Origin of the sequence: Bradyrhizobium sp. USDA 336, assembly GCF_044908355.1 — a bacterium.
Lineage (GTDB): Bacteria > Pseudomonadota > Alphaproteobacteria > Rhizobiales > Xanthobacteraceae > Bradyrhizobium > Bradyrhizobium yuanmingense.
The window spans coordinates 6,630,228-6,654,588 of record NZ_JBIYDC010000002.1 but is presented as its reverse complement, the minus strand read 5'-3'; the positions used below and the strand labels follow the sequence as shown (position 1 = coordinate 6,654,588).

23 protein-coding genes and 1 pseudogene are annotated in these 24,361 nt (G+C 65.1%); 10 read left to right on the top strand and 14 right to left on the bottom strand.

Going from position 1 to position 24,361, the window contains the following annotated elements; translation table 11 throughout:
• Positions 1 to 250 precede the first annotated feature (250 nt).
• The 6 genes and pseudogenes from ABIA45_RS32180 (at position 251) to ABIA45_RS32155 (ending at position 6,198) form a co-directional block, all read left to right on the top strand.
• Positions 251 to 1,000 (top strand): ABC transporter ATP-binding protein, encoded by a 750-nt coding sequence (locus tag ABIA45_RS32180; RefSeq protein ID WP_404654783.1) that lies wholly within the window; start codon positions 251 to 253, stop codon positions 998 to 1,000.
• Positions 997 to 2,526 (top strand): permease, encoded by a 1,530-nt coding sequence (locus ABIA45_RS32175; RefSeq protein WP_404654782.1) that lies wholly within the window; start codon positions 997 to 999, stop codon positions 2,524 to 2,526. The genes ABIA45_RS32180 and ABIA45_RS32175 overlap by 4 nt, the downstream gene beginning before the upstream one ends.
• A 91-nt stretch (positions 2,527 to 2,617) precedes the next feature.
• Entirely contained in the window at positions 2,618 to 3,430 is an 813-nt protein-coding gene (locus ABIA45_RS32170) for an MBL fold metallo-hydrolase (RefSeq protein WP_404654781.1), read from the top strand.
• A 68-nt stretch (positions 3,431 to 3,498) separates the two neighbouring features.
• On the top strand, positions 3,499 to 4,443 hold the full coding sequence (locus tag ABIA45_RS32165) for an EamA family transporter (protein WP_157283010.1): 945 nt from the start codon (positions 3,499 to 3,501) through the stop codon (positions 4,441 to 4,443).
• A 71-nt stretch (positions 4,444 to 4,514) separates the two neighbouring features.
• A complete protein-coding gene (locus ABIA45_RS32160) occupies positions 4,515 to 5,036 on the top strand; it encodes a hypothetical protein (protein ID WP_157283012.1) in 522 nt (173 codons plus the stop codon).
• Positions 5,037 to 5,146: 110 nt separating this feature from the next.
• Positions 5,147 to 6,198: pseudogene (locus ABIA45_RS32155) on the top strand (amidohydrolase family protein).
• Between the two features lie 81 nt (positions 6,199 to 6,279).
• On the opposite strand, the gene ABIA45_RS32150 reads toward ABIA45_RS32155, so the two are convergent.
• A complete protein-coding gene (locus ABIA45_RS32150; protein WP_036036523.1) occupies positions 6,280 to 6,735 on the bottom strand; it encodes a cupin domain-containing protein in 456 nt (151 codons plus the stop codon).
• Positions 6,736 to 6,972: 237 nt separating this feature from the next.
• On the opposite strand from ABIA45_RS32150, the gene ABIA45_RS32145 reads away from it, so the two are divergent.
• Positions 6,973 to 7,527, top strand: a complete 555-nt coding sequence (locus tag ABIA45_RS32145) for a hypothetical protein (protein WP_404654780.1) — start codon at positions 6,973 to 6,975, stop codon at positions 7,525 to 7,527.
• Between the two features lie 190 nt (positions 7,528 to 7,717).
• On the opposite strand, the gene ABIA45_RS32140 is transcribed toward ABIA45_RS32145, so the two are convergent.
• Both ABIA45_RS32140 and pcaB read right to left on the bottom strand, forming a co-directional pair.
• On the bottom strand, positions 7,718 to 8,977 hold the full coding sequence (locus ABIA45_RS32140; RefSeq protein WP_404654779.1) for an aminopeptidase: 1,260 nt from the start codon (positions 8,975 to 8,977) through the stop codon (positions 7,718 to 7,720).
• Positions 8,978 to 9,090: 113 nt separating this feature from the next.
• A complete protein-coding gene (gene pcaB / locus ABIA45_RS32135) occupies positions 9,091 to 10,452 on the bottom strand; it encodes a 3-carboxy-cis,cis-muconate cycloisomerase (protein ID WP_404654778.1) in 1,362 nt (453 codons plus the stop codon).
• A gap of 372 nt (positions 10,453 to 10,824) precedes the next feature.
• Here pcaB and ABIA45_RS32130 point away from each other — a divergent pair, with 372 nt between their 5' ends.
• Positions 10,825 to 12,381: a winged helix-turn-helix domain-containing protein gene (locus ABIA45_RS32130; RefSeq protein WP_271545820.1), complete on the top strand. Its 1,557-nt coding sequence runs from the start codon at positions 10,825 to 10,827 to the stop codon at positions 12,379 to 12,381.
• 43 nt (positions 12,382 to 12,424) lie between these two features.
• On the opposite strand, the gene ABIA45_RS32125 is transcribed toward ABIA45_RS32130, so the two are convergent.
• The 4 genes from ABIA45_RS32125 to ABIA45_RS32110 all read right to left on the bottom strand — a co-directional run bounded on the left by ABIA45_RS32125 (position 12,425) and on the right by ABIA45_RS32110 (position 15,385).
• Positions 12,425 to 13,099 (bottom strand): hypothetical protein, encoded by a 675-nt coding sequence (locus ABIA45_RS32125; protein WP_404654777.1) that lies wholly within the window; start codon positions 13,097 to 13,099, stop codon positions 12,425 to 12,427.
• A gap of 89 nt (positions 13,100 to 13,188) precedes the next feature.
• Positions 13,189 to 13,902, bottom strand: coding sequence for a hypothetical protein (locus tag ABIA45_RS32120; protein ID WP_271545824.1), 714 nt, complete (start codon positions 13,900 to 13,902; stop codon positions 13,189 to 13,191).
• 132 nt (positions 13,903 to 14,034) lie between these two features.
• The gene (locus ABIA45_RS32115; protein ID WP_271545826.1) at positions 14,035 to 14,283 is read right to left on the bottom strand and encodes a hypothetical protein; all 249 of its coding nucleotides are present in this window, start codon (positions 14,281 to 14,283) and stop codon (positions 14,035 to 14,037) included.
• Between the two features lie 136 nt (positions 14,284 to 14,419).
• The gene (locus ABIA45_RS32110) at positions 14,420 to 15,385 is read right to left on the bottom strand and encodes a nitronate monooxygenase family protein (RefSeq protein WP_271545828.1); all 966 of its coding nucleotides are present in this window, start codon (positions 15,383 to 15,385) and stop codon (positions 14,420 to 14,422) included.
• A 108-nt stretch (positions 15,386 to 15,493) separates the two neighbouring features.
• On the opposite strand from ABIA45_RS32110, the gene ABIA45_RS32105 reads away from it, so the two are divergent.
• A complete protein-coding gene (locus tag ABIA45_RS32105) occupies positions 15,494 to 17,056 on the top strand; it encodes an AMP-binding protein (RefSeq protein ID WP_404654776.1) in 1,563 nt (520 codons plus the stop codon).
• 374 nt (positions 17,057 to 17,430) lie between these two features.
• Here the strand turns inward: ABIA45_RS32105 and ABIA45_RS32100 are convergent, their stop codons facing one another.
• The 7 genes from ABIA45_RS32100 to ABIA45_RS32070 form a co-directional block, all read right to left on the bottom strand.
• Positions 17,431 to 18,204, bottom strand: a complete 774-nt coding sequence (locus ABIA45_RS32100; protein WP_271545830.1) for a thioesterase family protein — start codon at positions 18,202 to 18,204, stop codon at positions 17,431 to 17,433.
• Between the two features lie 22 nt (positions 18,205 to 18,226).
• Complete coding sequence (locus ABIA45_RS32095; protein WP_036021244.1) at positions 18,227 to 19,195, bottom strand: nitronate monooxygenase family protein; 969 nt, start codon at positions 19,193 to 19,195, stop codon at positions 18,227 to 18,229.
• A 271-nt stretch (positions 19,196 to 19,466) separates the two neighbouring features.
• The gene (locus ABIA45_RS32090) at positions 19,467 to 20,867 is read right to left on the bottom strand and encodes an aspartate ammonia-lyase (RefSeq protein WP_271545832.1); all 1,401 of its coding nucleotides are present in this window, start codon (positions 20,865 to 20,867) and stop codon (positions 19,467 to 19,469) included.
• A gap of 30 nt (positions 20,868 to 20,897) precedes the next feature.
• On the bottom strand, positions 20,898 to 21,437 hold the full coding sequence (locus ABIA45_RS32085) for a hypothetical protein (protein ID WP_035997543.1): 540 nt from the start codon (positions 21,435 to 21,437) through the stop codon (positions 20,898 to 20,900).
• Positions 21,438 to 21,484: 47 nt separating this feature from the next.
• The gene (locus ABIA45_RS32080) at positions 21,485 to 22,087 is read right to left on the bottom strand and encodes a YqaA family protein (RefSeq protein WP_081492862.1); all 603 of its coding nucleotides are present in this window, start codon (positions 22,085 to 22,087) and stop codon (positions 21,485 to 21,487) included.
• A gap of 46 nt (positions 22,088 to 22,133) precedes the next feature.
• Positions 22,134 to 22,538: a phosphoribosyl-ATP diphosphatase gene (hisE, locus tag ABIA45_RS32075; protein ID WP_157283040.1), complete on the bottom strand. Its 405-nt coding sequence runs from the start codon at positions 22,536 to 22,538 to the stop codon at positions 22,134 to 22,136.
• 118 nt (positions 22,539 to 22,656) lie between these two features.
• Positions 22,657 to 23,016: a hypothetical protein gene (locus tag ABIA45_RS32070; protein ID WP_157283042.1), complete on the bottom strand. Its 360-nt coding sequence runs from the start codon at positions 23,014 to 23,016 to the stop codon at positions 22,657 to 22,659.
• A gap of 226 nt (positions 23,017 to 23,242) precedes the next feature.
• Here ABIA45_RS32070 and ABIA45_RS32065 point away from each other — a divergent pair, with 226 nt between their 5' ends.
• Positions 23,243 to 24,292, top strand: a complete 1,050-nt coding sequence (locus tag ABIA45_RS32065) for an ABC transporter substrate-binding protein (protein ID WP_404545726.1) — start codon at positions 23,243 to 23,245, stop codon at positions 24,290 to 24,292.
• Positions 24,293 to 24,361 lie beyond the last annotated feature (69 nt).

Sequence of the window (24,361 nt, the reverse complement as noted above, 5' to 3'; positions counted from 1 at the left end):
CCGGCGTTCTTCGAGGCCGCCTTGCCGCATCTTGTGTCCAGTCGCTACGCAGTCGTTTCGCCGCATTAGCGCCATTTGTCCGGAATCAATTCAGCCTGAACGCCCGCGCGCTGTCAACAAACGGTGACTTGTCGGGATGCCTTGCCTTTAGTCCAATCCGGTTGGCGGAATTTGCGGCAGTGCGATTCACGGCGCCGAAACATCTTCGGGTCATGGTCGCGGGCGATGCAAACCGGATGGTGTGGCCGTCATGAAGCCGGACAACTCGGCCCTGGAAGTCCGAGGGTTAACGAAGCGTTTTAACCGTCTGGCGGTCGACAGCCTCGATCTCACCATTCACGCCGGCGAATTCTACGCGCTGGTCGGCCCCAATGGCGCCGGCAAGACCACCACTTTACGCATGGTTGCGGGCCTGCTCAGGCCCGATGCCGGCGCCGTCTCGATCTTCGGCATCGATGCCCTCCAAGACCCCGTCGCCGCCAAGCAGGTGATGGCCTGGGTCTCCGACGAGCCCATGATTTACGACAAGCTCACCCCGCTCGAATATCTCGAATTCGTCGCGGGCCTCTGGGGCATGGCGCCGTCGATCGCGCAACCGGCCGCCGAGGAACTGCTCGATTCGCTCGGCCTCGAGGCGCACCGCCACGAGCGCTGCGAGGGCTTTTCCAAGGGCATGCGCCAGAAGGTCGCTCTCGCAGGGGCGCTGGTGCACGATCCCCGCCTCATCATCCTCGACGAACCCTTGACGGGGCTCGATGCGGTCTCCGCCCGCCATGTGAAGGGCCTGCTCAGCGCGCGTGTCCGCGCCGGCTGCACCGTCATCATGACCACGCATATCCTCGAAGTCGCCGAGCGCATGGCCGACCGCATCGGCGTGATCGCCTCCGGCCGCCTGGTCGCGGAAGGCACGCTCACCGAGCTGCGCCACCAGAACGGCCATGCCGACACCAGCCTGGAAGACCTCTTCATCGCGCTGGTGACGCTTCAGGAAGCGGCATGAGCTCGGCCACCGCGCTGTCCTGGTTTGCCCGCCACGAGCTGCGGCTCGCCTGGCGCGAATGGCTCGCCATGATGACGGGCGGGCGGCGCAAACGGGCCCGCGCGGCAATGATCGGCCTGGTGTGCTTCGCCGCGCTGCTCCATCTGCCGGCCTGGGCGGTGATCGGCCGTTTCGCCGACCTGCAGTTGCCGCTCGACAAATCCTCGCTGATCGTGATTTCGGCGACGATCTTTCTCGCCTGGACCTTGATGCTGTCGCAGGCGATCGAATCCGTGACGCGGGTATTCTACGCCCGCGCCGATCTCGACCTGATCATGTCCTCGCCGGCGCGGCTGGCCAATCTGTTCTCGGTCCGCATCTCCGCGATCGCGCTGACCGTCACTGTGCTGGCGCTGCTGTTCTCGACACCCTTCATCGACGTTCTGGTGATCGGCGGCGGCGCACGCTGGCTGGCGGCCTTCGGCGTCGTCATTGCGATGGGCCTGTCCGCGGCGGCGATCGCGATCGCCGTCACCATTCTCCTGTTCCGGTTGATCGGCCCCGCGCGGACGCGCCTGATCGCACAGATCCTCGCCGCCATCATCGGTGCGGGTTTCGTGATCGCGCTTCAGGTCGCCGCGATCATGTCCTACGGCACGCTGTCGCGCTTCACCATGCTGACCTCGGGCAGCGTTGCCGCCTACGCCCCCGACGTCGACAGCATCTGGTGGTGGCCGGCGCGGGCCGCGATGGGCGACAGCGAGGCGCTGGCGCTGCTTCTCGCGCTCGCGCTGGTCATGCTCGGCGGCGTGATGGCGATCTTCTCGCACCGCTTTGCCGACACCGCGATCGATGCGGCGGCCTACGCCACGTCCGGCCGCGTCCGTGCCAAGGAGCGCCCGTTCCGCGGCGGATCGCGCCAGCAGGCGCTGCGTCGCAAGGAATTCATGCTGTTGTGGCGCGATCCCTGGCTGATCTCGCAGACCTTGATGCAGCTGCTCTATCTGGTGCCGCCGGCGCTGCTGCTCTGGCGCAATTTCGCCGACAGCTCCGCGGCGCTGACACTGATCACACCCGTCATCGTGATGGCGGCCGGACAGCTCGCCGGCGGGCTCGCCTGGCTGACGATCTCGGGCGAGGACGCGCCCGACTTGGTCGCGACCGCGCCCTTGATGCCGTCCGGCATCATCCGTGCCAAGATCGAGGTGGTGCTGATCGCGATTGCCGCAATCTTCGCTCCGCTGCTCGCGGCGCTGGCCTTTGCCTCGCCATCCCAGGCCGCAATCAGCGCGGTTGCGATCGTCATTAGCGCCGCCTCGGCGACCGCGATCCAGCTCTGGTTCCGGGTGCAGGCAAGGCGCAGCCAATTCCGGCGCCGGCAGACGTCCTCGCGGCTTGCGACCTTCGCCGAGGCCTTCTCCTCGATCGGCTGGGCCGCCACCGCCGCACTGCTGCTCGCCCTGCCACTGGCCGGCCTCATCAGCGGCCTGATTACCGCTAGCCTTGTCGCGGTCACCTGGAAGTTCAGCCCGAAGCGCGAGCAATAGGTGCGACACTGACGCGCTGTTGATCGCCCCCCATTGGCGAGGCTCCGCATTGCACGCTAGACTTCGCCGCGAAGTCATCGGGGACGGATCCATGCGGCGACTGGTTTTGGCGGCTATCGCGCTGTTCGGCGCATTCCTGACCCCTACCTTGGCCCAGCAGCCACTGCGCAGCGAATGCCTGGCGATGGCCAATGCGGCGCCGCGGATCATGCCGGTCGTCTTCAGGCAGGCTGCAGCTGCGGCCGAGGTCGAGATCACCTATGCCGGCCACTCCACTTATTTCATCGACACGCCCGCCGGCTTGCGCATCGCGACCGACTATAGCGGCGCCTACCAGGTCGGGCGACTGCCCGATGTCGTCACCATGAACCGGGCGCACAGCACCCATTACACTCTCTTTCCGGACACGCGCATTCCCCACGTGCTGCATGGCTGGAGCGAAGACGGCAAGCCGGCGATCGTGTCGCAGCGCATCAGCGACACCTTCATCCGCAACGTCACCACCGATATCCGCCGCTATTTCGCCGACGATGCCGGCAGCGACATGATCCGCGACGGCAATTCCATCTTCATCTTCGAGGCGGCCGGCCTCTGCATAGGCCATCTCGGCCACCTGCATCACAAGCTCGACGACAGCCATTTTGCGCAGATCGGGCGGCTCGACATCGTGATGGTGCCGATCGACGGCACCTATACCATGTCGCTCGACGGCATTTCCGAGATCACCAAGCGGCTGCGCGCCTCCGTGGTGCTGCCGATGCACCGCTTCGCCACCCCGCTCGACGACTTCATGCGCCGGATCGGCCAGCAGTTCGAGATCGACCGGCGCGTCGAGCGCTCGTTCCGGATGTCGCGGGATACGCTGCCGACGAAGCCGACGGTGATCATCCTCGACGGGGTCTGACTCAGAACCGGAACGCATCACCCGTCAACGACTTGGTTGCTCCAAGACCCACCTCAGTCGGAGCAATCATGAGCAGACGGTTCCTGGTCATCGGCTCGTTTGCGGCCATCTATCTCCTGTGGGGTTCCACCTATTTCGCCATCACGCTGGGCTTGCAATCGATACCGCCGTTTCTGCTGATGGCAGTTCGATCGTTATGCGGCGGCATGATCTTGCTCGCCTTCAGCGGCAGGCATGTCGCGAATACCCCGGGCCGGACATGGTTGCAGGCAGGCCTTTGCGGGCTGCTTTTCTTCGTCGGCTGCCACGGCGTTCTCGCCTTCGCACAACAATCGGTTCCGTCCGGCGTGGCCGCCATCGTGCTCGCCACGATTCCGTTCTGGATCCTTCTGGCGGACACGCTCTTTCCGGGCGATCAGCGCCCGCGGCCGATCGCGCTGCTCGCGCTCATCCCCGGCTTCGTTGGCGTCGGGCTCGTGGCATGGCAAAATGCCCAGCAGGCCGGCATCAGCATGCTTCCGATCGTCTGGCTGCTCGCGGCGGCGCTGTCGTGGTCGATCGGCACCGTGCTGTCGCGCAGCATGTCGCATCAAGCATCCGCGATCGCGCTGTCGGGCATGCAGCTATCGATCGGGGGCGCCGTGTTGTTCGCGATCAGTTGGCTGACGGGCGAACTGGAGAGCTTTAGACCGAGCGAGGTCTCGATGACGTCCGTTGCAGCAGCTCTTTGGCTGATCGTCTCCGGCAGCGTCATCGGCTTCGCCGCCTACAATTGGCTGCTCGAGAATGTCTCGACCTCTCTGGTCTCGACCTACACATTCGTCAATCCGGTCATCGCGGTGCTGCTCGGCACCCTCGTGCTCGGAGAGCCGTTCTCTCGCATGATGCTCGTGGGCGCGAGTCTCGTCATTGTCGCCGTTGTCGCCATCTGGCGTGCTGAGAGCTCGAGCAATCGGTCCACGCAGGCGGAGGCCGATCGTCCCATGAGACATCTGTCGCTGCGCAAGACCTGACGACCGACGGCAATTTTCTCCAAGTCGCCCGCGGCTCATCCGTGCTGAATCCTCCGCAGCAGGAGAGCAACATGAACGACTTTGCGAGACTTCTTCACGCCAGCGCACCGCATCCCGAGCACGCGGCCGCGCTTCAGCTCTACGGCCGTTTCGTCGGCGACTGGGACGCCGAGATCACCGCCTTTGGACCGGACGGCAGAAGCCACACCGCGCCGGGCGAAATCCATTTCGGCTGGGTGCTGGAAGGCCGTGCGGTGCAGGACGTCTGGATCATTCCCCGGCCGGCGGGCAGCGCAGCCTTTCCGATCGCCGGCAATTGGTACGGCACCACGCTGCGCGTCTACGATCCGGCCATGGATGCGTGGCGGATTTCCTGGTTCGATCCGGGCCGCCGTGTGTTCCGGCAGCAGATCGGCCGTCCCCGCGGCGAGGACATCGTGCAGGAAGGCACGACCGAATCCGGCGAGCTGACGCGCTGGAGCTTTACTGAGATTACCGGGGACTCCTTCCTCTGGCGTGGGGAGGTCAAGCCGGCCACGGCAGCGGACTGGCGGCTGATGGTCGAAGTGAGAGCGAGACGGCGGACGGGCTGACGAGCATACCGCATTGCTCGTGATGATGGGTGCGGTTGCGCAAGGCGCGCTGCTGCATGCGGAAATGAGGTGCTAGGCTCCCGACACAAAACATCAGGGAGCGAAGGCCGATGGCAGCAAGCGGTGTGCCCGCCAACACGAGCGGGCTGTTCGTCGATCCGCGTGAGGACTGGCTCGCGCTGCATCGGGAGGAGATCATCGATCCCTTGCGGCCGATCGTCGATCCCCATCACCATCTGTGGAATCGCGGGCACCGCTATCTGATCGAGGAGATGGCCGCCGACATCGCCTCCGGCCACAACGTCATCGCCACCGTCTATGTCGACTGCCGCTCGATGTACCGCGCGCATGGGCCGGAATCATTCCGCCCCGTGGGCGAGGTCGAGTTCGCCAACGGCGTCGCCGCCATGAGCGCGAGCGGTGGCTACGGCAAGGCCGCGATCTGCGCCGGCATCGTCAGCCATGCCAATCTGCTGCTCGGCGACGCCGCGAAGGGCGTGCTGGAAGCCGAGATCGCCGCAGGCAACGGCCGCTTTCGCGGCATCCGGCATTCTTCGGCCTGGGACGAAGATCCTGTCGTCGCCGGCATGTATGCGAAAAGGCCGAAGGGATTGTTGCAGGACCCGACCTTCCGCAAAGGCTTTGCCTGCCTCGCCCCCTCAAGCTCAGCTTCGATGCCTGGCTGTTCCACCCGCAGATCGGTGAGCTCACGGCGCTGGCGCACGCCTTCCCCGACACCAGGATTGTGCTCGACCATTGCGGCGGCCCGGTCGGAACCGGCCGCTTCGCGGGCCGGCGCGAGGAGGTGTTTGCGCAATGGCGCGCCTCGATCCGGGAGATCGCGACATGCGAGAACGTGGTGGTGAAGCTCGGTGGTCTCGCGATGTGCCTGCTTGGTTACGACTTCCATTTGCGCGAGAGGCCGCCGACATCCGAGGAGCTGGCTGCGGCCTGGCGGCCCTATGTCGAGACCTGCATCGAGGCGTTCGGCCCGAAGCGCGCGATGTTCGAAAGCAACTTCCCCCCGGACAAGGGCCAGTGCAGCTACCAGGTGATCTTCAACGCCTTCAAGCGTATCACTTCAAAGCTGAGCGAGGCCGACAAGACGGCGTTGTTCTCGCAGACCGCGATCGACGTCTACCGGCTCGAGCTGCCGTCATGATGAAAAGAGGGGCCGGGACCTTGATCCCGACCCCTCTTCGTCGTGGCCGCTGGGAAGCGTCCTTGAAACCCTGGTGTCCGCTTAGCCGGCGCCCATCAGCGAGGCCGGACGGCGCTCGCCGGTGGAGGCGAACATCTTCTTCAGCTTGTTGACGACGCGGATCAGGAAACCGATCATCACCGGATTGGTCTTGCGGCAGAAGGCGATCTTCTTGACGTGGCCTTCGACATGCCATTTGGCATGCGCGCCGTCGCGGAAGAAAATGACGTCGCCGGGGCCGTAGCGCTTGGGCGGCATGCCGTCGCTCTCGAGCACGATCGATCCTTCCATGATCATGATCGTCTCGTCGATGTCGTAGTACCAGTTGAAGCGGCCTTCGGTGCAGTGCCAGATGATCGTCTGCGCGGTGCCGTCCGCGCTGGTCGACAGGACGCGGGAGCGGGATACCGGATTGCCCTCGATGATCCAGGACGGCTCGATCGGCCGCAGCTCGAGGTCCACATTGCAACTACCGATTTCAATCAATGTGCGCGACATCTGCTTCCCCAGAAGATATAAATATGAATGGCCGGGTCTCGGCCCGGATTGCTTCGAAAGAAGTTGGGACGCTAGTAGGCTGCTTTTAATTCTTTCTTACATGGTACTCGACAATCAGCCCCGAGTTGCGGGTGCGATACGGTTAACGTCACGATTTCCTCTGCGAATTCGCACACATGAACCTAGCTTGTCCGGGGTGCGACAAAGTGCGCGAAGTCTTGGGAAGGAGCCGCACCGATGCCCCTCACGCCGGAGATTCTGACAGCCAACAGCGAGGTCGTCGCCAGGCTCCGCAGTCTCGACGTCTCCTTCGAACCGGACGAGGAGCCCTGGTTCACCATCGACGGCATCGAAAGCCCGCGGCACATCGGCAGTGACGGCTCCGGCAGCGCGTTCGTGCTGCTGCCGTCGCAGAATGTGCTCTATGTCTCGTCAGAGGGCCGCGCGGGCATCATCGCGGAAAGTTTCGATGCATTGATCCAGCTTGTCGTTGCCCGTCCCTACTGGCGCGACATCCTCAAATTCTCCGGAGGCGGCGACCTTGCAGAGATGCGCCGCGCGGCGGATGCGCTGGAGGCAAGGCTCCAAGACGAGGATGACGTCAGCGAGGCCCGCGAACAGATCCGCGGCGCGCTCGCGCTGGCGGACGCGGAAGATCCGATTGGCGCGCTCTACGAGGCGGTGGCGGCGTCCGACGCGATCGTGCGGGCCACCGACGGCAGCCCGTTCACGACGCTGTTCAACCGCTTCAGCATCGACAACGACCCGACCCCGCGCAAGGCGGCGGCGTGAGAGAGCACTTGACGTGAGTCTAATGAAGTCTATCGGCCGACCCTTACCTCTCCCCAGCGGGGAGAGGTCGGATTGCGCAGCAATCCGGGTGAGGGGCCGCAGCATGACGTGAGGCTGTAACCCCTCACCCGGATCGCATCTTTCGATGCGATCCGACCTCTCCCTACGGGAGAGGTGGACCACGTCTAGATTACGACTTCGCCCATTCGCCCTTGCGGAAGACGGGCACCTTGCTGCCGTCGGCCAAGATGCCGTCGATGTCGGTCTCGGCCGAGCCGATCATCCAATCAACATGGATCAGGCTCTGGTTGCCGCCTTGCGCCGCGATCTGCTGCGGCGTGAGCTGGGCACCGTTGACGAAGCATTTCGAATAGCACTGGCCGAGCGCGATGTGCGAGGCCGCGTTCTCGTCGAACAGCGTGTTGTAGAACAACAGCCCGCTCTGCGAGATCGGCGAGGAATGCGGCACCAAGGCCACTTCGCCGAGGCGCCGCGCGCCCTCGTCGGTATCGAGCACCTTGTTCAGCACCTCGGCGCCGCGCGAGGCCTTGGCGTCGACGATCTTGCCGTCCTCGAACCGCACCGCGATGTTGTCGATCAGCGTGCCCTGATAGGACAGCGGCTTCGAGCTCACGACGTGGCCGTAGACGCGGCGGCAATGCGGCGTGGTGAAGACCTCTTCGGTCGGGATATTGGCGTTGCAGCTGATGCCGTTCTTGGACAGCGAGGCGCCGCCTTCCCATTCGTGGCCGTCGGCAAGGCCGATGGTGAGATCGGTGCCGGGACCCGAGTACTGAAGCGCGCGGAAACGCTGGCCGTTGAGCCAGTTGGTGCGCTCGCGCAGCACCGCATTGTGGCTCGCCCAATTGCTGATCGCGTCCTCGCGATCGACACGGGACGCGGCGAAAATCGCGTCTGCGAGCTTGCCGACCGCAACGTCCTCGGGATCGTTCGGGAACACCAGCTTCGCCCAGGACGCGCTCGGATAGGCGATGATATTCCAGTTGGTGTCGAAATTGACGATCTTCTCCAGCGCAGGCTGATAGGCCATCGAATTGGCCTTGCTGGCGCGCGCCACCTTGGAAGGATCCTCGCCCGACAGCAACATCGGGTTGTCGCCGACGATGGCGAGCCGTGCAGTGTTGTCGGAGAACGCCTTGGCCATGCCCTCGTAGAGCCAGCCGGCGGCACGATCGAAACTGTTGTCGTGGCCGTGGCGGTAGCGCGCCAGCGTCATCTCCTCGTCCGACAGGATCGGCGTCACGAGGCCAGCGCCGGCCTTGTAGGCATGCACGGCGATCCGCCGCACCAGCGGCAGCGCGATCGCGGGCGCCGTCAGAAGCAGATCCTGTCCCGGCCGCAAGCCCAGGCCCACTTTCACCGCCACCTCGGCCAGCCGGTCGAGCTTCGCCGGATCGATGGGAGTGGAAGGATTGCGTTGATCAGTCATACCGGGCCCTCTGCCGAAAGTCGCTCACTCAATTTAAGTCTAGCATCGCGGGGCACAAGTATGCGAGCGTCTTGCGCCCTTGGAAAGATACGCAGTTTCACGCATTTTGGTTTTCAACGCGTTGCCGATGCCAGCACCCGGTCGACCATGGCGGGCGCAAGGCCGAGGTAATTTTTCGGTGAAGTGAGCGCCTCGATTGTGGCACGATCGATGCGGCTCGATATCCGTGAATCTGCGGATAGCACGTCAGCAAGGCTCATTCCCTTCTCGTTGGCCTGACGGCAAGCTTCATAGACGACGTCGTGCGCCTCCTGCCGGCCGATCTGCGGGGCGAGGCCCATCATGACCGCTTCGGCCACAATCAGGCCGCGGCTGATGGCGAGATTGTCGTTCATCTTCGCCTCGTCCACGATGAGGCCCCCAAGCGCGAACTTCGCCTGATGCAGCGCGCCGGCGGTCAGCACAAAGCTTTCCGGGATCGCCATCCATTCCGCGTGCCAGGGGCCGGTGGCACGCTCGAAATCCTGCACCATGGCGTCGAGCATCAGGCCGGCGTGCTGGCGCACCGCCTTGGATGCCGCAAGCATCAGCTCCGAGGAGATCGGGTTGCGCTTCTGCGGCATGGTCGAGGAGGCGCCGCGCCCCTTGACGAAAGGCTCATAGACCTCGGCGAACTCGGTCGAGGCCATCATCATGATGTCGAGCGCGATCTTGCCGAGAGAGCCGGTGACGAGAGCAAGGAAGTTAACGGCTTCGGCAAAGCCGTCGCGCGCGACGTGCCAGGTCGAGGCGGGAACGCCGAGCTTCAGCTCGGTGCAGAGCGCTTCCTGCACCTCGAACCCCCTGTCGCCGAGCGAAGCCAACGTACCGGCCGCACCGGCGAACTGGCCGACCAGCACGCGCGGCTTCAGCTGCGCCAGCCGCTCGGCATGGCGGTCGAACATCGCGAGCCAGATCGCGGACTTGTAGCCGAAGGTCACCGGCAGCGCCTGTTGCAGATGGGTGCGGCCCGCCATCGCAGTGTCGCGATGGCGCTTCGACAGATCGGCGAGGATCTTGCGCAGCTCGGCGATGTCGCGTTCGACGATCTCGAGCGCGGCGCGCAGTTGCAGCACCACGGCGGTGTCCATGATGTCCTGCGTGGTGGCGCCCCAATGCACGTAGCGGCCCGCCTCGCCGCATTGCTTCACCATCTGATGCACCAAAGGCAGGATCGGGTAGCCGACGACATCGGTCTCCTGCCTGAGCAGATCGAAATCCAGCGCGGCAACGTCAGTCCGCGCCGCGATCGCTGCGGCCGCTTCGTGTGGGATCACACCGCACTTCGCCTCCGCCTTCGCCAGCGCCACCTCGACCTCGGCATAGCGTGCGACCGTCGCGACGTCCGAGAACACCTCACGCATCTCAGGCGTGCCGAAAGCGTCGCGAAACAGCAGGGAGTCGAGCACAGTGGTGGCGGCGGGGAAGGCAGGCATGGACACTTCTTCTGGGTTGGTGTTTTCTGTCGGTGTACCTTACGTACGCAGGGCAGATCGGCAAAGGGCATTCGCCGTTGTGCGCGACACTAAAACGGCATTCCCGCGCAATGGCGAAGCCGTTGTCGCTGAGAGGGCCTGCGCTACGCTCCCGCGCTCCAGGATGACGGTGCTGGAGGGGCGACCTGATCTCGTCGCCAGATTTACACCGCAACATTCTAGCTGCGGATGTATTCCCCCTCGGAAAACCACATGGCTGCAATCACGCGATTGCGATGAACCAAACGCCCCCTTCGGCAGACACACGATCTTTCGACCCAAATTTCATTTTGTTTGTTTGCCCGATTTCGCAATGAGGCCCGAGTTTTCGACGTGCAGTTTCTGTTCCGGGACCACCTTCTGGATACCGACCGGCGCGAGCTGAGCCGCGAGCAGGTTCCCATTGCCGTGGAGCCGCAGGTTTTCGACCTCGTCGTCCACCTCATGCAGAACCGCGACCGGGTGGTCAGCAAGGACGAGCTGATCGACAAGATATGGCACGGGCGCAGCGTCTCCGAATCCACCCTGACCAGCCGGATTAACGCGGCGCGCAAGGCGATCGGCGACGATGGCGCGAGCCAGTCGCTGATCCGTACCATCACCCGCAAGGGTTTTCGCTTCGTCGGCGACGTCCAGACACAAATCGGCGCGGTCGCGCCGGAGCCGGTCCGGATCGCCCCGTCCCAGGCCACCTTCGGGCTGCCGGAGCGGCCCGCGATCGCCGTGCTGCCGTTCACCAATATGAGCGGCGAGGTCCAGCAGGATTATTTCTCCGACGGTATCAGCGAGGACATCATCACGGCGCTGTCGAAGCTGCGCTGGTTCTTCGTCATCGCGCGCAACTCCTCCTTCGTCTACAAGGGCCGCGCCGTGCACATCCACGAGGTCGCGCGGGAGCTCGGGGTGCGCTACGTGGTCGAGGGCAGCGTGCGGCGGAGCGGCGAACGGGTGCGCATCTCGGCCCAGCTCAACGACGTCTCGACCGGCAGCCATCTCTGGGCCGAACGCTACGACCGGGAGCTCGCCGACATCTTCGCCGTGCAGGACGAGATCACGGAAGCGATCGTCGCCGCCATCGAGCCGCAGCTCTATGCTGCCGAAAGCTTCCGGGCCCAGCAGAAGCCGCCGGGCAGCCTGGATGCATGGGACCTCGTGATGCGTGCGCTGTCGCATTATTGGCGCATCACCCGCGAGGACAATGCCGCCGCGCAGAAGCTGCTGGAAGAAGCGGTGGCGGTCGATCCCGCCTATGGCAAGGCGCTCGGCCTGCTCGCGACCAGCCATATGTTCGGCGCACATATGGGCTGGGCCGACATGGCGGCGACCGTGCCGGTCGCCGAACGTGCGGCGCTCGCGGCGGTGGAGGCCGATCGCGAGGATGCCTGGGCCCATCACGGCCTTGCTTACACCTATCTGTTCCGCCGCCGCTTCGACGATGCGCTGGCTGAATTCGAGCTGGCCCTGCGGCTCAACCCGAATTTCGCGATGGCGCATGCCTTCCACGGCGTGACGCTTTGCTATGCCGGACGTTGGCAGGACGGCGATGCCGCCGCCCGCCGCGCGCTGCGGCTGAGCCCGCGCGACCCGCTCGCGGCGATCTATTGCGGGGTTGCGGCCTATGCCCGGTTCGTCGGCCGCGACTACGCGGGCGCCGTGCAGATGGCTCGGGAATCGATGCGCCAGCGCGGGGATTTCGTCGGCGCCCACCGCGTGCTGACGGCCGCCGCCGGCATGCTCGGCGATCCCGCCCTCGCGGCATCCGCCCTCGAAGGCCTGCGCCGCGCCCAGCCCGAGGTCTCGCTTGCCTGGATCACGCGCGAGCTGCCGATGCTGCGGGAAGAGGATCGTACGCACTATCTCGAGGGGTTGCGGCGCGCCGGAATGACGTGACGGTCGCTGGCGCGACTGCTCCGCTTGATCCCCGCTTCAGGTGCTAATCGTCGTCAGGCCCGAACAGCCTGATCTGCGGGAAGCCGCCGCGCGACCGCCCCGCGTAATCGCGCGCATCGGAATCCTCGCGGATGTTGCGCGCGACGTCATCCCAATCGGTGCGGTCGCGCATGCCGCGCGGCTCGCGGGACTCGTAATAATAGCGGCGCTCGGCCCAGCGCTCGCGACGCTCGGCGCGGCGCCGTTCGGACGCGGCGCGCTTCACATCGGAATCCCTCGCCTTGGCATAGGCGTTCGGTGAGGACGACGGCTCGGTCGAGGCCTGCTGCTCGGCAGGCTTTGCGGCCTGTGGCGCAGCGGCGGGCTTGGGCGGCTCGACTGCAGCGGCTTGCGAAGGTTGCGGCGCCGGTGCGACATTCGCCTGCGTGGTTGGCGTGTCCGGTTTTGCGGGTTCAGGCTTTGCTTCGGCCTGTGCGGGCGCGGCGATCATCGCGCCAAAGGCTTGCGAGCCGGTGAGATAGTTCACGCGCTCGGAGGGAGCGTTGGAGCTCGCCGGCGTGGGAGTTGCCGTGCGCTGCGCCATCTTGCTGGTGTCCGGCCCCTGCTTGGACGCAACGGGATTCATGATGTTGCCGGCAACGATGCCGCCACCGAGACCAATGGCGATGGCCGCGACGATGGTTCCTGCACCGACAAAATAGGCTGTCGAGGCGCGCATTCATCCACTCCCTCTTTGGAGCGGGCAACGCCTGGGGATTGCCAGATGTTCCTGATATGCCGCGGCTCCTCGACGAGGAACCGCGTGCATCAGATCTGCTGCGCGACCTTCTCGAGCCCGATGAGGCGAGCGAGCTTGCGCACTTCTTCCTTCTGGTCGTCGCGAAGCTGGAACAACAGCGGCATCGCGGCCGACTTCAACTGCTGCACCTCGTCGCAATTCGGATCGATCTGCGCGCTGGGCGGCGCATTCGGATTCGACAGCCTGTTCGCCTGGATCTTGCGGGCGACGTTGCGCAGCGCCGTCTCGACCGAGGGCCAGTAATATTCCTGGGACGAGGAGAGTTTCAGGCGATCCCTGATGCCCGCGATCTGCACGTCGGACAGCAGCGAATAGGATTTTTGCGGCTGCGGCTTGGCGACGACTTTCGGCTTGGCTGGAACTTCGATGGCCGGAACCTCGGTCGCGGCGGGCGCCTCGTGCGCGCTCGGCTTCGGCATCGGGAAATCGGATGGCGTGGCGGCGGCGAAGGCCTGACGCAGCGGCTCGGTCAGGGCCGGTGCCTGCGCCAGCTTGTCGGCGGCAACCTGGACCGGCTCGATCGCGGCCGAGGCAAGCGCGAGCGTCGGAACCAGACGGTCGGCTTTGGCGGCGCGGTTGGTTGCGAGCGGCTTGGCCGGAGGGGTCTCGGCGATCATCGCGGCGCTGACGCTGGGAACGCTGTCGCGGCCGAGGATGGCGGTGGTGGCGGCGCCGAGGACGAGGAAACAGGTCAGCGCGACGATGGTGATGGCTTTGGACAAACGTCTCTCCGCGTCCGACTTCAAGTCCACGTGATCACTGCCCGGAAACTGGGCGATAATTAAGGCTGAACCGTGCCATCGCGGCGGCAATCGCGCGGACTACGGCGACATCGCCTGGAAACCTCAAGGAAATCAGGCCGCTGCCGCGAGGTCATAGGCCTCCTGGATGTCGGCGACGATCTCCGAGGCTTCCCAGACCGCGCGCGGCTCGACCGATTGCAGCGTCACCGTCCAATTGCCGCCGCGGCGGGTCCGGGGGACGCTGACGATATCAAACCGGACGTTGCGGCACAGCGGGTGGCGGGCCAGCGCATGGGCGACGCGGACGCGAATCTCGTCCAGGGTCGCAGCCGTTTTGCCGTTGAGATAATTGAAGTCCATCGCCTGTCCCTCTCGTCCTGATTGGCGGCCACAAGAGGGATTCTTGGCTGGCGATGGTTAATCCGCCGTTAAGTGGGATGGGCCGGAGGCATGCGGGATTAACCCTGCCCGATCCCCTGTGGGAGAGGCGACGACGCTACCGCCCACCCGCCTCCCGATATTCGGCGATGGTTTGCGCAACGAGATCCTCGACCGCGAGCACATCGGTGACACCCGAGGTCGAATGCCCGCCGCTCCAGATATCGCGCCAGCGCTTGGGGCGGCTGTCGCGGGCGGCGACGTCGATATCCTCAGTGATATTGATCGCGCCGCGCGCCGGCAGATTGTCGGGATCGAGCCCGGCGGCCGCGATCGATGGCCTCAGCATGCTGGTCTGCAAGCCCGTGAACGCGGTGGTGAGCAAGATGTCGTCGGCGCTGCTCTCGATCAGCATCTGCTTGTGACGCTCGTCCGCCATGCTCTCACGCGTCGCGATGAACTTCGTGCCCATATAGGCGAGATCGCAGCCGAGCACTTCGGCGGCACGCAGCGCGCGACCGTCGCTGATTCCGCCCGCGAGCACGATGATGCCGTCGTAGAATGCGCGCACCGCACGGACGAAGGCGAACGGGTTGAGCCAGCCGGTCTGGCCGCCGGCACCGGCAGTGAGCAGGACCAGCCCGTCCGCCCCCGCTTCCGCGGCGCGTTCGGCATGGCGGATCGAGGCCACGTCCGCCAGCACCAGCGCACCGGCGTCGTGCAGCGGCTTCAAGACTGGCGCGGGCGAGCCGACCGACGTGATGACGATCTCCGGCTTGTGCCGCAGCAGCATGGCGAGATCCTGCTCCAGCCGCGCATTGGAGCGGTGGACGATCAAGTTCGGGCAAAGTGGCGCTGCCTTTCGCCCGGTTTGATCTTCATGCTGCCGCAGCCGCAGCTTGATTTCGGTGAGCCATTCATCGAGCTGTTCCGCGCCACGGCAATTCGCGGTGGGAAAGCTGCCGATCACCCCGTTGCGGCAGGCTGCGACCATGAGCTCGACGCCCGATACCAGAAACATCGGCGCCGCGATCAGCGGCAGAGCAAGACGATCGCGGAAGCGTTGCAGTCGATCCGATGGCATGCATGCCTCCCTCGCGCGGGCTTTGTAGTTTCCTCCCGCAGTCTCTGTGCTAGCGTCGTCAGCAACATTGGCACGCCACAAGCCGGTGACAAAGCAACGAGGAAACATATGCCTGATCCGCTCCACGCATCATCCCCGGCTTGTGCGCAGACGCTACGGGCGCTGTCGCGCTATCCCGACCGCATTGCTTTCGCCTGGCCCGAGGGATCGCTGAGCTATCGCGGGGCCATCGACCTGATCGGACGGATCCAGGGCGTGTTCATGCGGCTCGGCTTGCAGCCCGGCGCCCGCGTCGCCTTCCTCACCGCGAACCGCGCCGACAGCTGGTGCGCCGGCGTCGCCGCCCAGTTGGCCCGCCTCTGCATCACCTGGCTCCACCCTCTGGGCTCGCTGGAGGACCAGCTGTTCCAGCTCGAGGATTCCGAAGCCGAGATGCTGGTGGTGGATGCGGCCGCCTTCCGCGACCGCGGCGGCGAGCTCGCCGCGAAGGCCGGCCGGCTCAAGGCGGTCTTCACCATGGGACCGGCCAGCTACGGCGTCGATCTGCTGGCGGCGGTCGAGAGTGCGGGGCACGCCAGCGCACAGTGCCTCGCCGGCTCCGACGATCTCGCCACACTGAACTACACCGGCGGCACCACCGGAAAATCCAAGGGCGCGTTGCGCTATCACCGCGAAAATGCCGGCGCAGCGGGCGCGATCCTCGCCGACTTCGAGATCCCCGAGGCTGCGCGCTACCTCACGGTCGCGCCGATCAGCCATGTCGCGGGCACGAAGGTGCTGCCGACCCTGATGCGCGGCGGCACCGTGCACATGCTGAAAGGCTTCGATCCCGAAGCCGTGCTGTCAACGATCGCACGCGAGCGCATCAACTTCACGCTGTTCGTTCCGACCATGATCTATGTGCTGCTCGATCAGCCCGCGCTCGGCAAGACCGACCTCTCCTCGCTCGAGCTCGTGCTCTATGGCGCCTCCGCGATGTCGCCGAGCCGACTGCTGGAGGGCATCGAACGCATCGGCCCTGTGTTCTCGCAGCTCTACGGACAGACCGAGTGCTATCCCGTCTCGGTGCTGCGCAAGGCCGATCACGATCCCAAGCGGCCGGAGCTGTTCCTGTCCTGCGGCTTCCCGATCGCGGCCTGCGAGGTCAAGATCCTCGACGACAACGACCAGGAGGTGAAGACGGGCGAGGCCGGCGAGATCTGCGTGCGCGCGCCGCATGTGATGGCGGAGTACTGGAAGCGGCCCGACATCACCGCCGAGACGCTGAAGAACGGCTGGGTCCACACCGGCGACATCGCACGTCAGGACGAGCGCGGCTACATGTTCATCCTCGATCGCAAGAAGGACATGATCGTCACCGGCGGCTTCAATATCTTCCCCCGCGAGGTCGAGGACGTGCTGTCGCAGCACGCGGACGTGGCGATGGTCGCGGTCGTCGGCATTCCCGACGAGAAATGGGGCGAAGCCGTCACCGCCATCGTCGTCCCGCGCGAAGGGACGAAGCCCGATCCGGACGAGCTGATCAACCTGGTGAAGACGCGAAAGGGCTCGGCGCATGCGCCCAAGCAGATCCAGTTCGTCAAGCAATTGCCGATGACCGGCGTCGGCAAGGTCGACAAGAAGGCGCTGCGCGCGGGCTTTTGGAGCGGGCGGGACCGGATGGTGGGGTAAATACTCCGGAATTCTACGGTGTCGTTGTTGCTTCGGCACCACAGCCCGCAACGGAGTCTGCGACGGCGACGCCCGCGCAATTGCCGGCGAATCAGGGAATCAACTAGACCGCTGACGGGGCTGGGAAGCGGAGAGTGAAATGAGAGTCGCTTCCCTGGAAAGTGCAGTCGCCGCGATCACGTTGATCACGGCCATCATCGTGGTGCTGTGGGGGATCAAGATCTTCTACGGTGTGTGAACTGGCAGGATGCCCTGGTCGAACACGACCTTGCATCCCTTCCGCGGCGGCGGAAGCCTGCCGTTCAATCCCGCGATGCGCAAGATAGCTCTCACACTATCGGTGTTATCGCCCGGCTGATCGCACATAGCGCCTCTCACCGCTTCTCGATCACGAGGCTCTGCACCGCGCGGCCGAAATAGCCCTGGCGGTCGGCGAGGCGTGACATCGCAAGGCCCGCGCCGTCGGGGCCGATCCAGGAATCGCCGTCGAGCAAAATCCACTCGCCGACCGGCTGGCGCGCAAAGCTCACGGTGAGGTCGGCGTTGATGTAGGTCCAGGCGCGGAAATCGAGCGTCGAGGCGGTGCCGTTGGAGAAGTCGGCGGCGACCACGGCGCGCATCGCCTGCGAGACGGCCTCGCCTTCGATCAGCGGATGGTCGACGCGAAACCAGATCGCGCCGGCGCCGGCCTGGCCGAAGCGGCCGCGCGCGGCGCGCATCGAGACCGATCGCACGAACGGACTGGTGGCGGCGTGACCGTCCTCGACCAACGAATCCTCCGGCGAAGGCAACGTGACCGGAAGTTCCTCGACCTCGTCGGGCAGCGTCAGCGCCTGGCGCCTGATCTTGAGCACGGTGGCGCCGACCACCTGCACGCCGTCGGCGAGCAGCTTGATCCCGCAGAGCTGGATCTTGCGGCCCTCGCGCAAGATTTCGGTCGCGATCGTGAGCGGCGCCACCGGTACCGGGCGCATCAGATCGATGGTCACGCGCGCGATATCCATCGGCACCGCCGCAGGGATGCGCTCAGCCGCCCATGTCACCAGCGATGCCGGTGCCGAGCCGTGCTGCATGCGCCGGTCCCAGGGGCCGGCTGCATCGGGGCTGGTGACGACGTCGTTGCCGTCGACGCGGTAGATGGGGGGCATGCAGCACTCGATCTGGGTGCGATCACAACGGCGGATCGATCGCTTCGTCGTATTCCTTCTTGAAGCGCGCGATCAGCTCGGCCGCCGGCACGACCTTGTCGATGCTGCCGATGCCCTGGCCGCTTCCCCAGATCTCCTTCCAGGCCTTCGGCTTGGCGCGCTCGCCGGAGGCGTCGGTGCCGAAGTTCATCTTGGAGGGATCGGACGTCGGCAGATTTTCGGGGTCCATGCCTGCGGCCAGGATCGAGGGCTTCAGATAGTTGCCGTGCACGCCGGTGAAGAGATTGGAATAGACGATGTCGTCGGCGCTCGAGCCCGCGATCATCTCCTTGTACTTCTCGACCGCATTGGCCTCCTTGGTCGCGATGAAGGCCGAACCGATATAGGCGAAGTCGGCCCCCAGGATACGCGCGGCGCGGATCGCCTTGCCATTGCCGATCGCACCCGACAGCGCGATCGGACCGTCGAACCATTTTCGCGTCTCGGCCACGAAGGCCAGCGGCGAGATGGTGCCGGCATGGCCGCCAGCGCCGGCCGCGACCAGGATCAGGCCGTCGGCGCCCTTCTCGATCGCCTTGTGCGCGAACTTCTGGTTGATCACGTCGTGGAAGACGATGCCGCCCCAGCCGTGCACGGCCTGGTTCAGCTCCTCGCGGGCGCCGAGCGAGGAGATGATCATCGGCACCTTGTACTTGGCGCAGAGCTGCATGTCGTGATCGAGCCGGTTGTTCGACTTGTGCACGATCTGGTTGACCGCGAACGGCGCCGACGGCCTGTCGGGATGGGCGCGGTCATAGGCCGCGAGCTCTTCGGTGATCCGCGCCAGCCATTCGTCCAGCAGCTCCGGCGGCCGCGCATTCAGCGCCGGAAACGAGCCGACCACACCCGCCTTGCACTGCGCGATCACGAGATCGGGCACCGAGATGATGAAGAGCGGCGAGCCGATCACGGGGATCGACAGGCGCCCCTTGAACAAGGCAGGCATGGACATTGCGGTACGATCCTCTCAGCCGGTCAAGTTGAAGTTGGGAGCCATACCAACAAGGCAATCTTTCCACTGTCAAGTATTGCGTTTTGGCGCCGCAGCGGAGGCCATTGCCGCAATTCCAAGCAGCGGAATTCCTCACCCGTCATTCCGGGGCGAGGCGGAGCGTCGAGCTATGATGCGCGATTGCGCATCAGAGAATCCGTCGGGCGTCAGCACGCGCGGCGCAATGGATCCCGGGCTCGCGCTTCGCGCGCCCTGGAATGACAGCGACCGCCTACCCGATCAGATCCGGGTTGATCAGCCGCTCGAACGAGAACATCTCGTCCCACTTCTCCTGCGTCAGCAGCTTGCGTTCGGCCACGACGATCTGGTGCAGCGACTTGCCACTCTTGTAGCCTTCGCGCGCGATCTCGGCGCATTGCTTGTAGCCGAGCAGCGGCTTCAACACCGTGACGATGCCGAGCGAGTTCAGCACCATGTTGCGGGTGTGCTCCTCGTTGGCGGTGATGCCGACGACGCAATTCTCGCGCAGGCTGTTGACCGCACGCTCCATGGTGCGGATCGAGAAGAACAGCGCGAACGAGATCACCGGCTCCATCACGTTGAGCTGGAGCTGGCCGGCGCTTGCCGCCAGCGTCACCGTGGTATCGAGGCCGATGACGAGGAAGCTGGTCTGGTTGACGACTTCGGGAATGACCGGATTGACCTTGCCGGGCATGATCGAGGAGCCCGGCTGAAGCTGCGGCAGGTTGATCTCGTTCAAGCCCGCGCGTGGACCGGAGGCAAGCAGGCGGATGTCGTTGCAGATTTTCGTCAGCTTGCTGGCCGTGCGCTTCAGCACGCCGGAGAGCTGCACATAGGCGCCGGTGTCGGAGGTCGCCTCGACGAGATCGCCGGCGAGAATGAAATCGACGCCGGTGAGCGCGCTGAGGTGCCTGACGGCGAGCTTGGGATAACCGATCGCCGCCGTGACGGAGGTGCCGATCGCGGTGGCGCCGAGATTGATCTCGCGCAGCAGCGCGCGCGCTTCCGAGATGCGGTCGACCTCCTCGCCGATCGTGGTGCCCCAGCCCCGGAATTCGGCGCCGAGCGACATCGGCACCGCGTCCTGCAGATGCGTGCGGCCCATCTTCAGGACCCGGTCGAACTCGCGACCCTTGGCGAAGAAGGCTTCCTGGAGCTGGCGCAACGCGGTCATGTAGCTCTCGAGCCGCAGGATCAGGGCCAGCCGAAAGGCGGTCGGATAGGTGTCGTTGGTCGACTGGCCGTAATTGACGTGATCGTTCGGACTGACGTGCTGGTAGTCGCCCTTGGCAAAGCCGAGCGATTCCAGCGCGAGGTTCGCGATCACCTCGTTGGCGTTCATGTTGGTCGACGTGCCGGCACCGCCCTGGATGAAATCGGTGACGAACTGATCCATCATGTCGCCCGCGATGACGCGGTCGCAGCCGAGGATGATGGCGTCCGCGACCTTGGCATCGATCGCGCCGAGGTCGCGATTGGCCATCGCGGCGGCCTTCTTGACATAACCAAGCGCCTTCACGAAGTAAGGCTCCTGGTTCATCGGAATGCCGGTGATGTGGAAGTTCTCCTTACCCCGGATGGTCTGGACGCCGTAATAGATGTCGTCGGCGATCTCACGCTGTCCGAGGAAGTCCTGCTCCGTGCGGCTCATGGGCGCTCCTTGGTTCTCGCGCGCCGGCCTTCAGTTCTGGCACAGCGCGCTGGTCACGAAAGTGTCGGTGCGGCAGTCGTCCGGTTTACGTTGCCGGCCCGGGATCAGGACCTTGGCCGAGCATTTTTCCGCGGAGTCGGCGTTCAGGCTCTTGCCTTCCTTGTAGCCCTTGCCCTGGCAGAGCTGGTCGGCCGCCTGCTTGCAGTCGGGCGCGCCGTTCGCAGAGACCGGGCAGATCACGCGCCCCGACACCATGGTCGAGGGCTTGGCCAGCCGCGACAGGTCGTCCATGGTTTCACTGGGGCTTTTAATCGGCGGCAGGATCGAAGGCAGCTTGTCGAACAGCTTGCCCATTTCGTTGATCAGCCCGGGATTCTCCTCACGCGCCGGCGGCGCCGAGGGAGCGGGCGTCGATGGCGACGGGCCGGCCTGCGCCCCCTGCTGCTGAAGGCCGAGCGCCGGCGGGGCGGATTGCGGCCGGGCCGTCCCTCCGGCAGCGAGCAGCAGCAGCAGCGCTGTCGACATCAGCGTCCCATGCCGTGCCGCCGGATTGCCGGATCGAACCATCATGACGACAACCGTAGCCGAAGCCGGCGCGGCGGCAAAGCGCTGCGGCTCTAGATCAGCTTGATGGCGATAACGAAGCCGAGCACCAGCACGATCGCGCCGAGCGCGACCCACAATCCGAGATGCCGCTCGATCCTGACCCGGATCCAGTCGCCGTAGCGGTTGAGCAGGATCGCGACGACGAAGAAGCGTCCGCCGCGCGCGACGATCGAGCACAGGACGAACAGGAGGATGTTGTAGCCGGCAAAGCCCGAGGTGATCGTGACGAGCTTGTAGGGGATCGGCGTCAGTCCTTTGAGCAGGATGATGACCGCACCCCATTCCGCATAGGAGGCGCGGAAGGCGTCGACCTTGTCGGCGAGGCCGTAGACCTGGATCAGCCACTGGCCGACCGAGTCGAACAGCAGCGCGCCGATGGCGTAGCCAACGACGCCGCCGAGCACCGAGGTCACGGTGCAGATCGCGGCATAGAACCAGGCGCGCTGCGGCCGCGCCAGGGACATCGGAATCAGCATCACATCCGGCGGGACCGGAAAGAAGGAGCTTTCGGCGAAGGACACGATGCCCATGATCCAGAGCGCATAGGGCTTGTGGGCGGCGTCGATGCACCAGTCGTACATTCGTTTCAGCATGGCGCCGCGATGAAGCACCATGGGACGGATTTGTCCATCGCCAGTTTTTGAGCGATTTGTGACGCTTCTAGTGGCGCTTGCGCGCGGCGCGGCCGTCAAGCGCGACAATAGGCCGCCGCGAGGCCATGCGCGGTGATGCGACTTTGGGCAATTTCGCCGGCGACTTCGGCAGTTTCTCGGCAATTCCGAGCATGTCCTCCCGCCGCGTCATTTCCCGCCAGACGTCCTCGGGGCGTACTCCGGCCGAAGCCCACAGCACGGTGAGATTGTAGAGCAGGTCGGCGCTTTCCCGGATCACGGCCTCGCTATCGCCATTGACCGCATCGATGACGACCTCGATGGCTTCTTCGGCCAGTTTCTTCGCCATCTGTGAGGGCCCACGCTGAAACAGCCGGGCCGTGCGCGATGTTGCCGGATCAAGGTCTCTGGCCGCGAGCACAGCCAGATATAGCCGCTCAAGCGAATCACTCATGGTACCCAAAACTACTCGAAACAAATGGCCGGCGTGTTAACACGCGGCAATATAAGCAAAAAACAAGCCGCCGCGGCAAGCGCGACGGCCTGTTCGCCGATGACGTATGCCCGATCGGTTAATAGCAGCTGTAGCCGGAATAGCCGTGGGCGCAGGGGTTCTTGTAGCCGCCATAGGTGTAGCGGTTGCCCGAGTCGTAATAATAGGGACCATAGCCGGGGCCGCTGTAATAGGCCGGGCCGCCCTCGTAATAGTAAACCGGACCCGGATCATAGGCGTAGGCATTGCGGCTGGCTGCGATGGCGAGGCCGGTCGCGGCCAGGCCGAACATCGCTGCAGCAGCTGCGCCGCCGCCACCGCGATGCCAATGACGACCGCCCGCGTAAGAGGCGCTGGGTGCAACGGCAGTCAGGGCCACCACGGCGGCCGTGGCCAGAACGGCCTTGCGGCCGACGAACTTCGAAAGGCTGTCAAACATGATCTGGACCCTCCTTGGGACCTCGGATTGTGCCTGACGACAGGCTGATGTCTGTCAAACACTCACCACCTAAGTAGGTTCCCCCACCCCAACACAGGCTGAACGGGGTTGCGTAACGATGCCGCAAGCCCGCTCATCCGCCGTTCATGTTGGCGCGCGCACGTTCGTCGCGGCCGGCGCTTGCCAAGCGTCACGAAACCATAACAATGCGGGGCCGGCGCGACCGATGTCCGGATTCAAGACGATCGCCCTTCAGTGGCTGCTGGCCCTTGCAATCGCGTTCGCCCTATCGACGGTGCGCGAAGCCATTGCGGCCGGGAGCGACACTCCCTCGACTGCCATCCATTTCACCTTCGACCGTCCCATCGATGCGAGCATGGCGCCATTCTTCCTTGCGGCGAAGGACGGCAGGTTCGGCGCCGAGCATCTCAACGTGTCCTTCAACAGCGCGAGCGGATCGCCGGAGGCGCTCGCACGGCTCGCCAAAGGCGACAGCGAGCTCGCGCTCGTCGACATCAACGAGCTGATACGCTTTCGTGACAAGGACGACGCGGCGCCGGTCAAGGCCGTGTTCGTGCTGTTCGACCGCGCGCCTTATGCGATCGTCGCGCGCAAAAGCCGCGGTATCCGTCTCCTGCCCGACCTCGACGGCAAGACCGTCGGCGTTGCCGACGGCGATCTGTCGATGCGGCTATGGCCGGCGCTGGCGCAGCAGAACGGCATCAAGGCATCGCACGTCAAATTCCACAAGATCAGTGCCGCGGTGCGCGAGCCGATCCTGTCCGCAGGACAGGTCGATGCCGTCGCCGGGTTCAGCTATCTCTCGGCGGTGAACCTGCGCGATCGCGGCGTACCCGAAGCCGATCTCGTCGTGCTGCGCTATGCGGACTACGGCTGTGAGGCCTACGGCTTTGCCGTGGTGGCCAACACCGCCTTCGCCGCAGCGAAGCCGGATGCCGTGAAAGGCTTCGTTCGCGCCTTGATCGCGGGCATCATCGCGACGGCGAGGGAGCCGGCGCGTGCGGCGGAGGAGGCCGCGAGCCGCATCGACGACGGCGACCGCAATTTGGAGCTGAAGCGCCTGCACGCGGTCCTTGCCGACAACATCCTGACCGAGGAGGTCAAGCGCAACGGCCTCGGCGGCGTCGAGCCGGCGCGCCTGGAACGTTCGATCGATCAGATCGCGCGGGACTTCAAATTCCGCAAACGGCCGACGGCTCGCGACGTTTTCGACGACCAGTACCTGCCGCCGCCGGCAGAGCGGCTGATCAACTGAGCAAAACTGAAAGCTTGCGCTGTATCTCGCGGCGGTCCCGGCTTAGAATGTGGACTCCGTCTTCGCCGA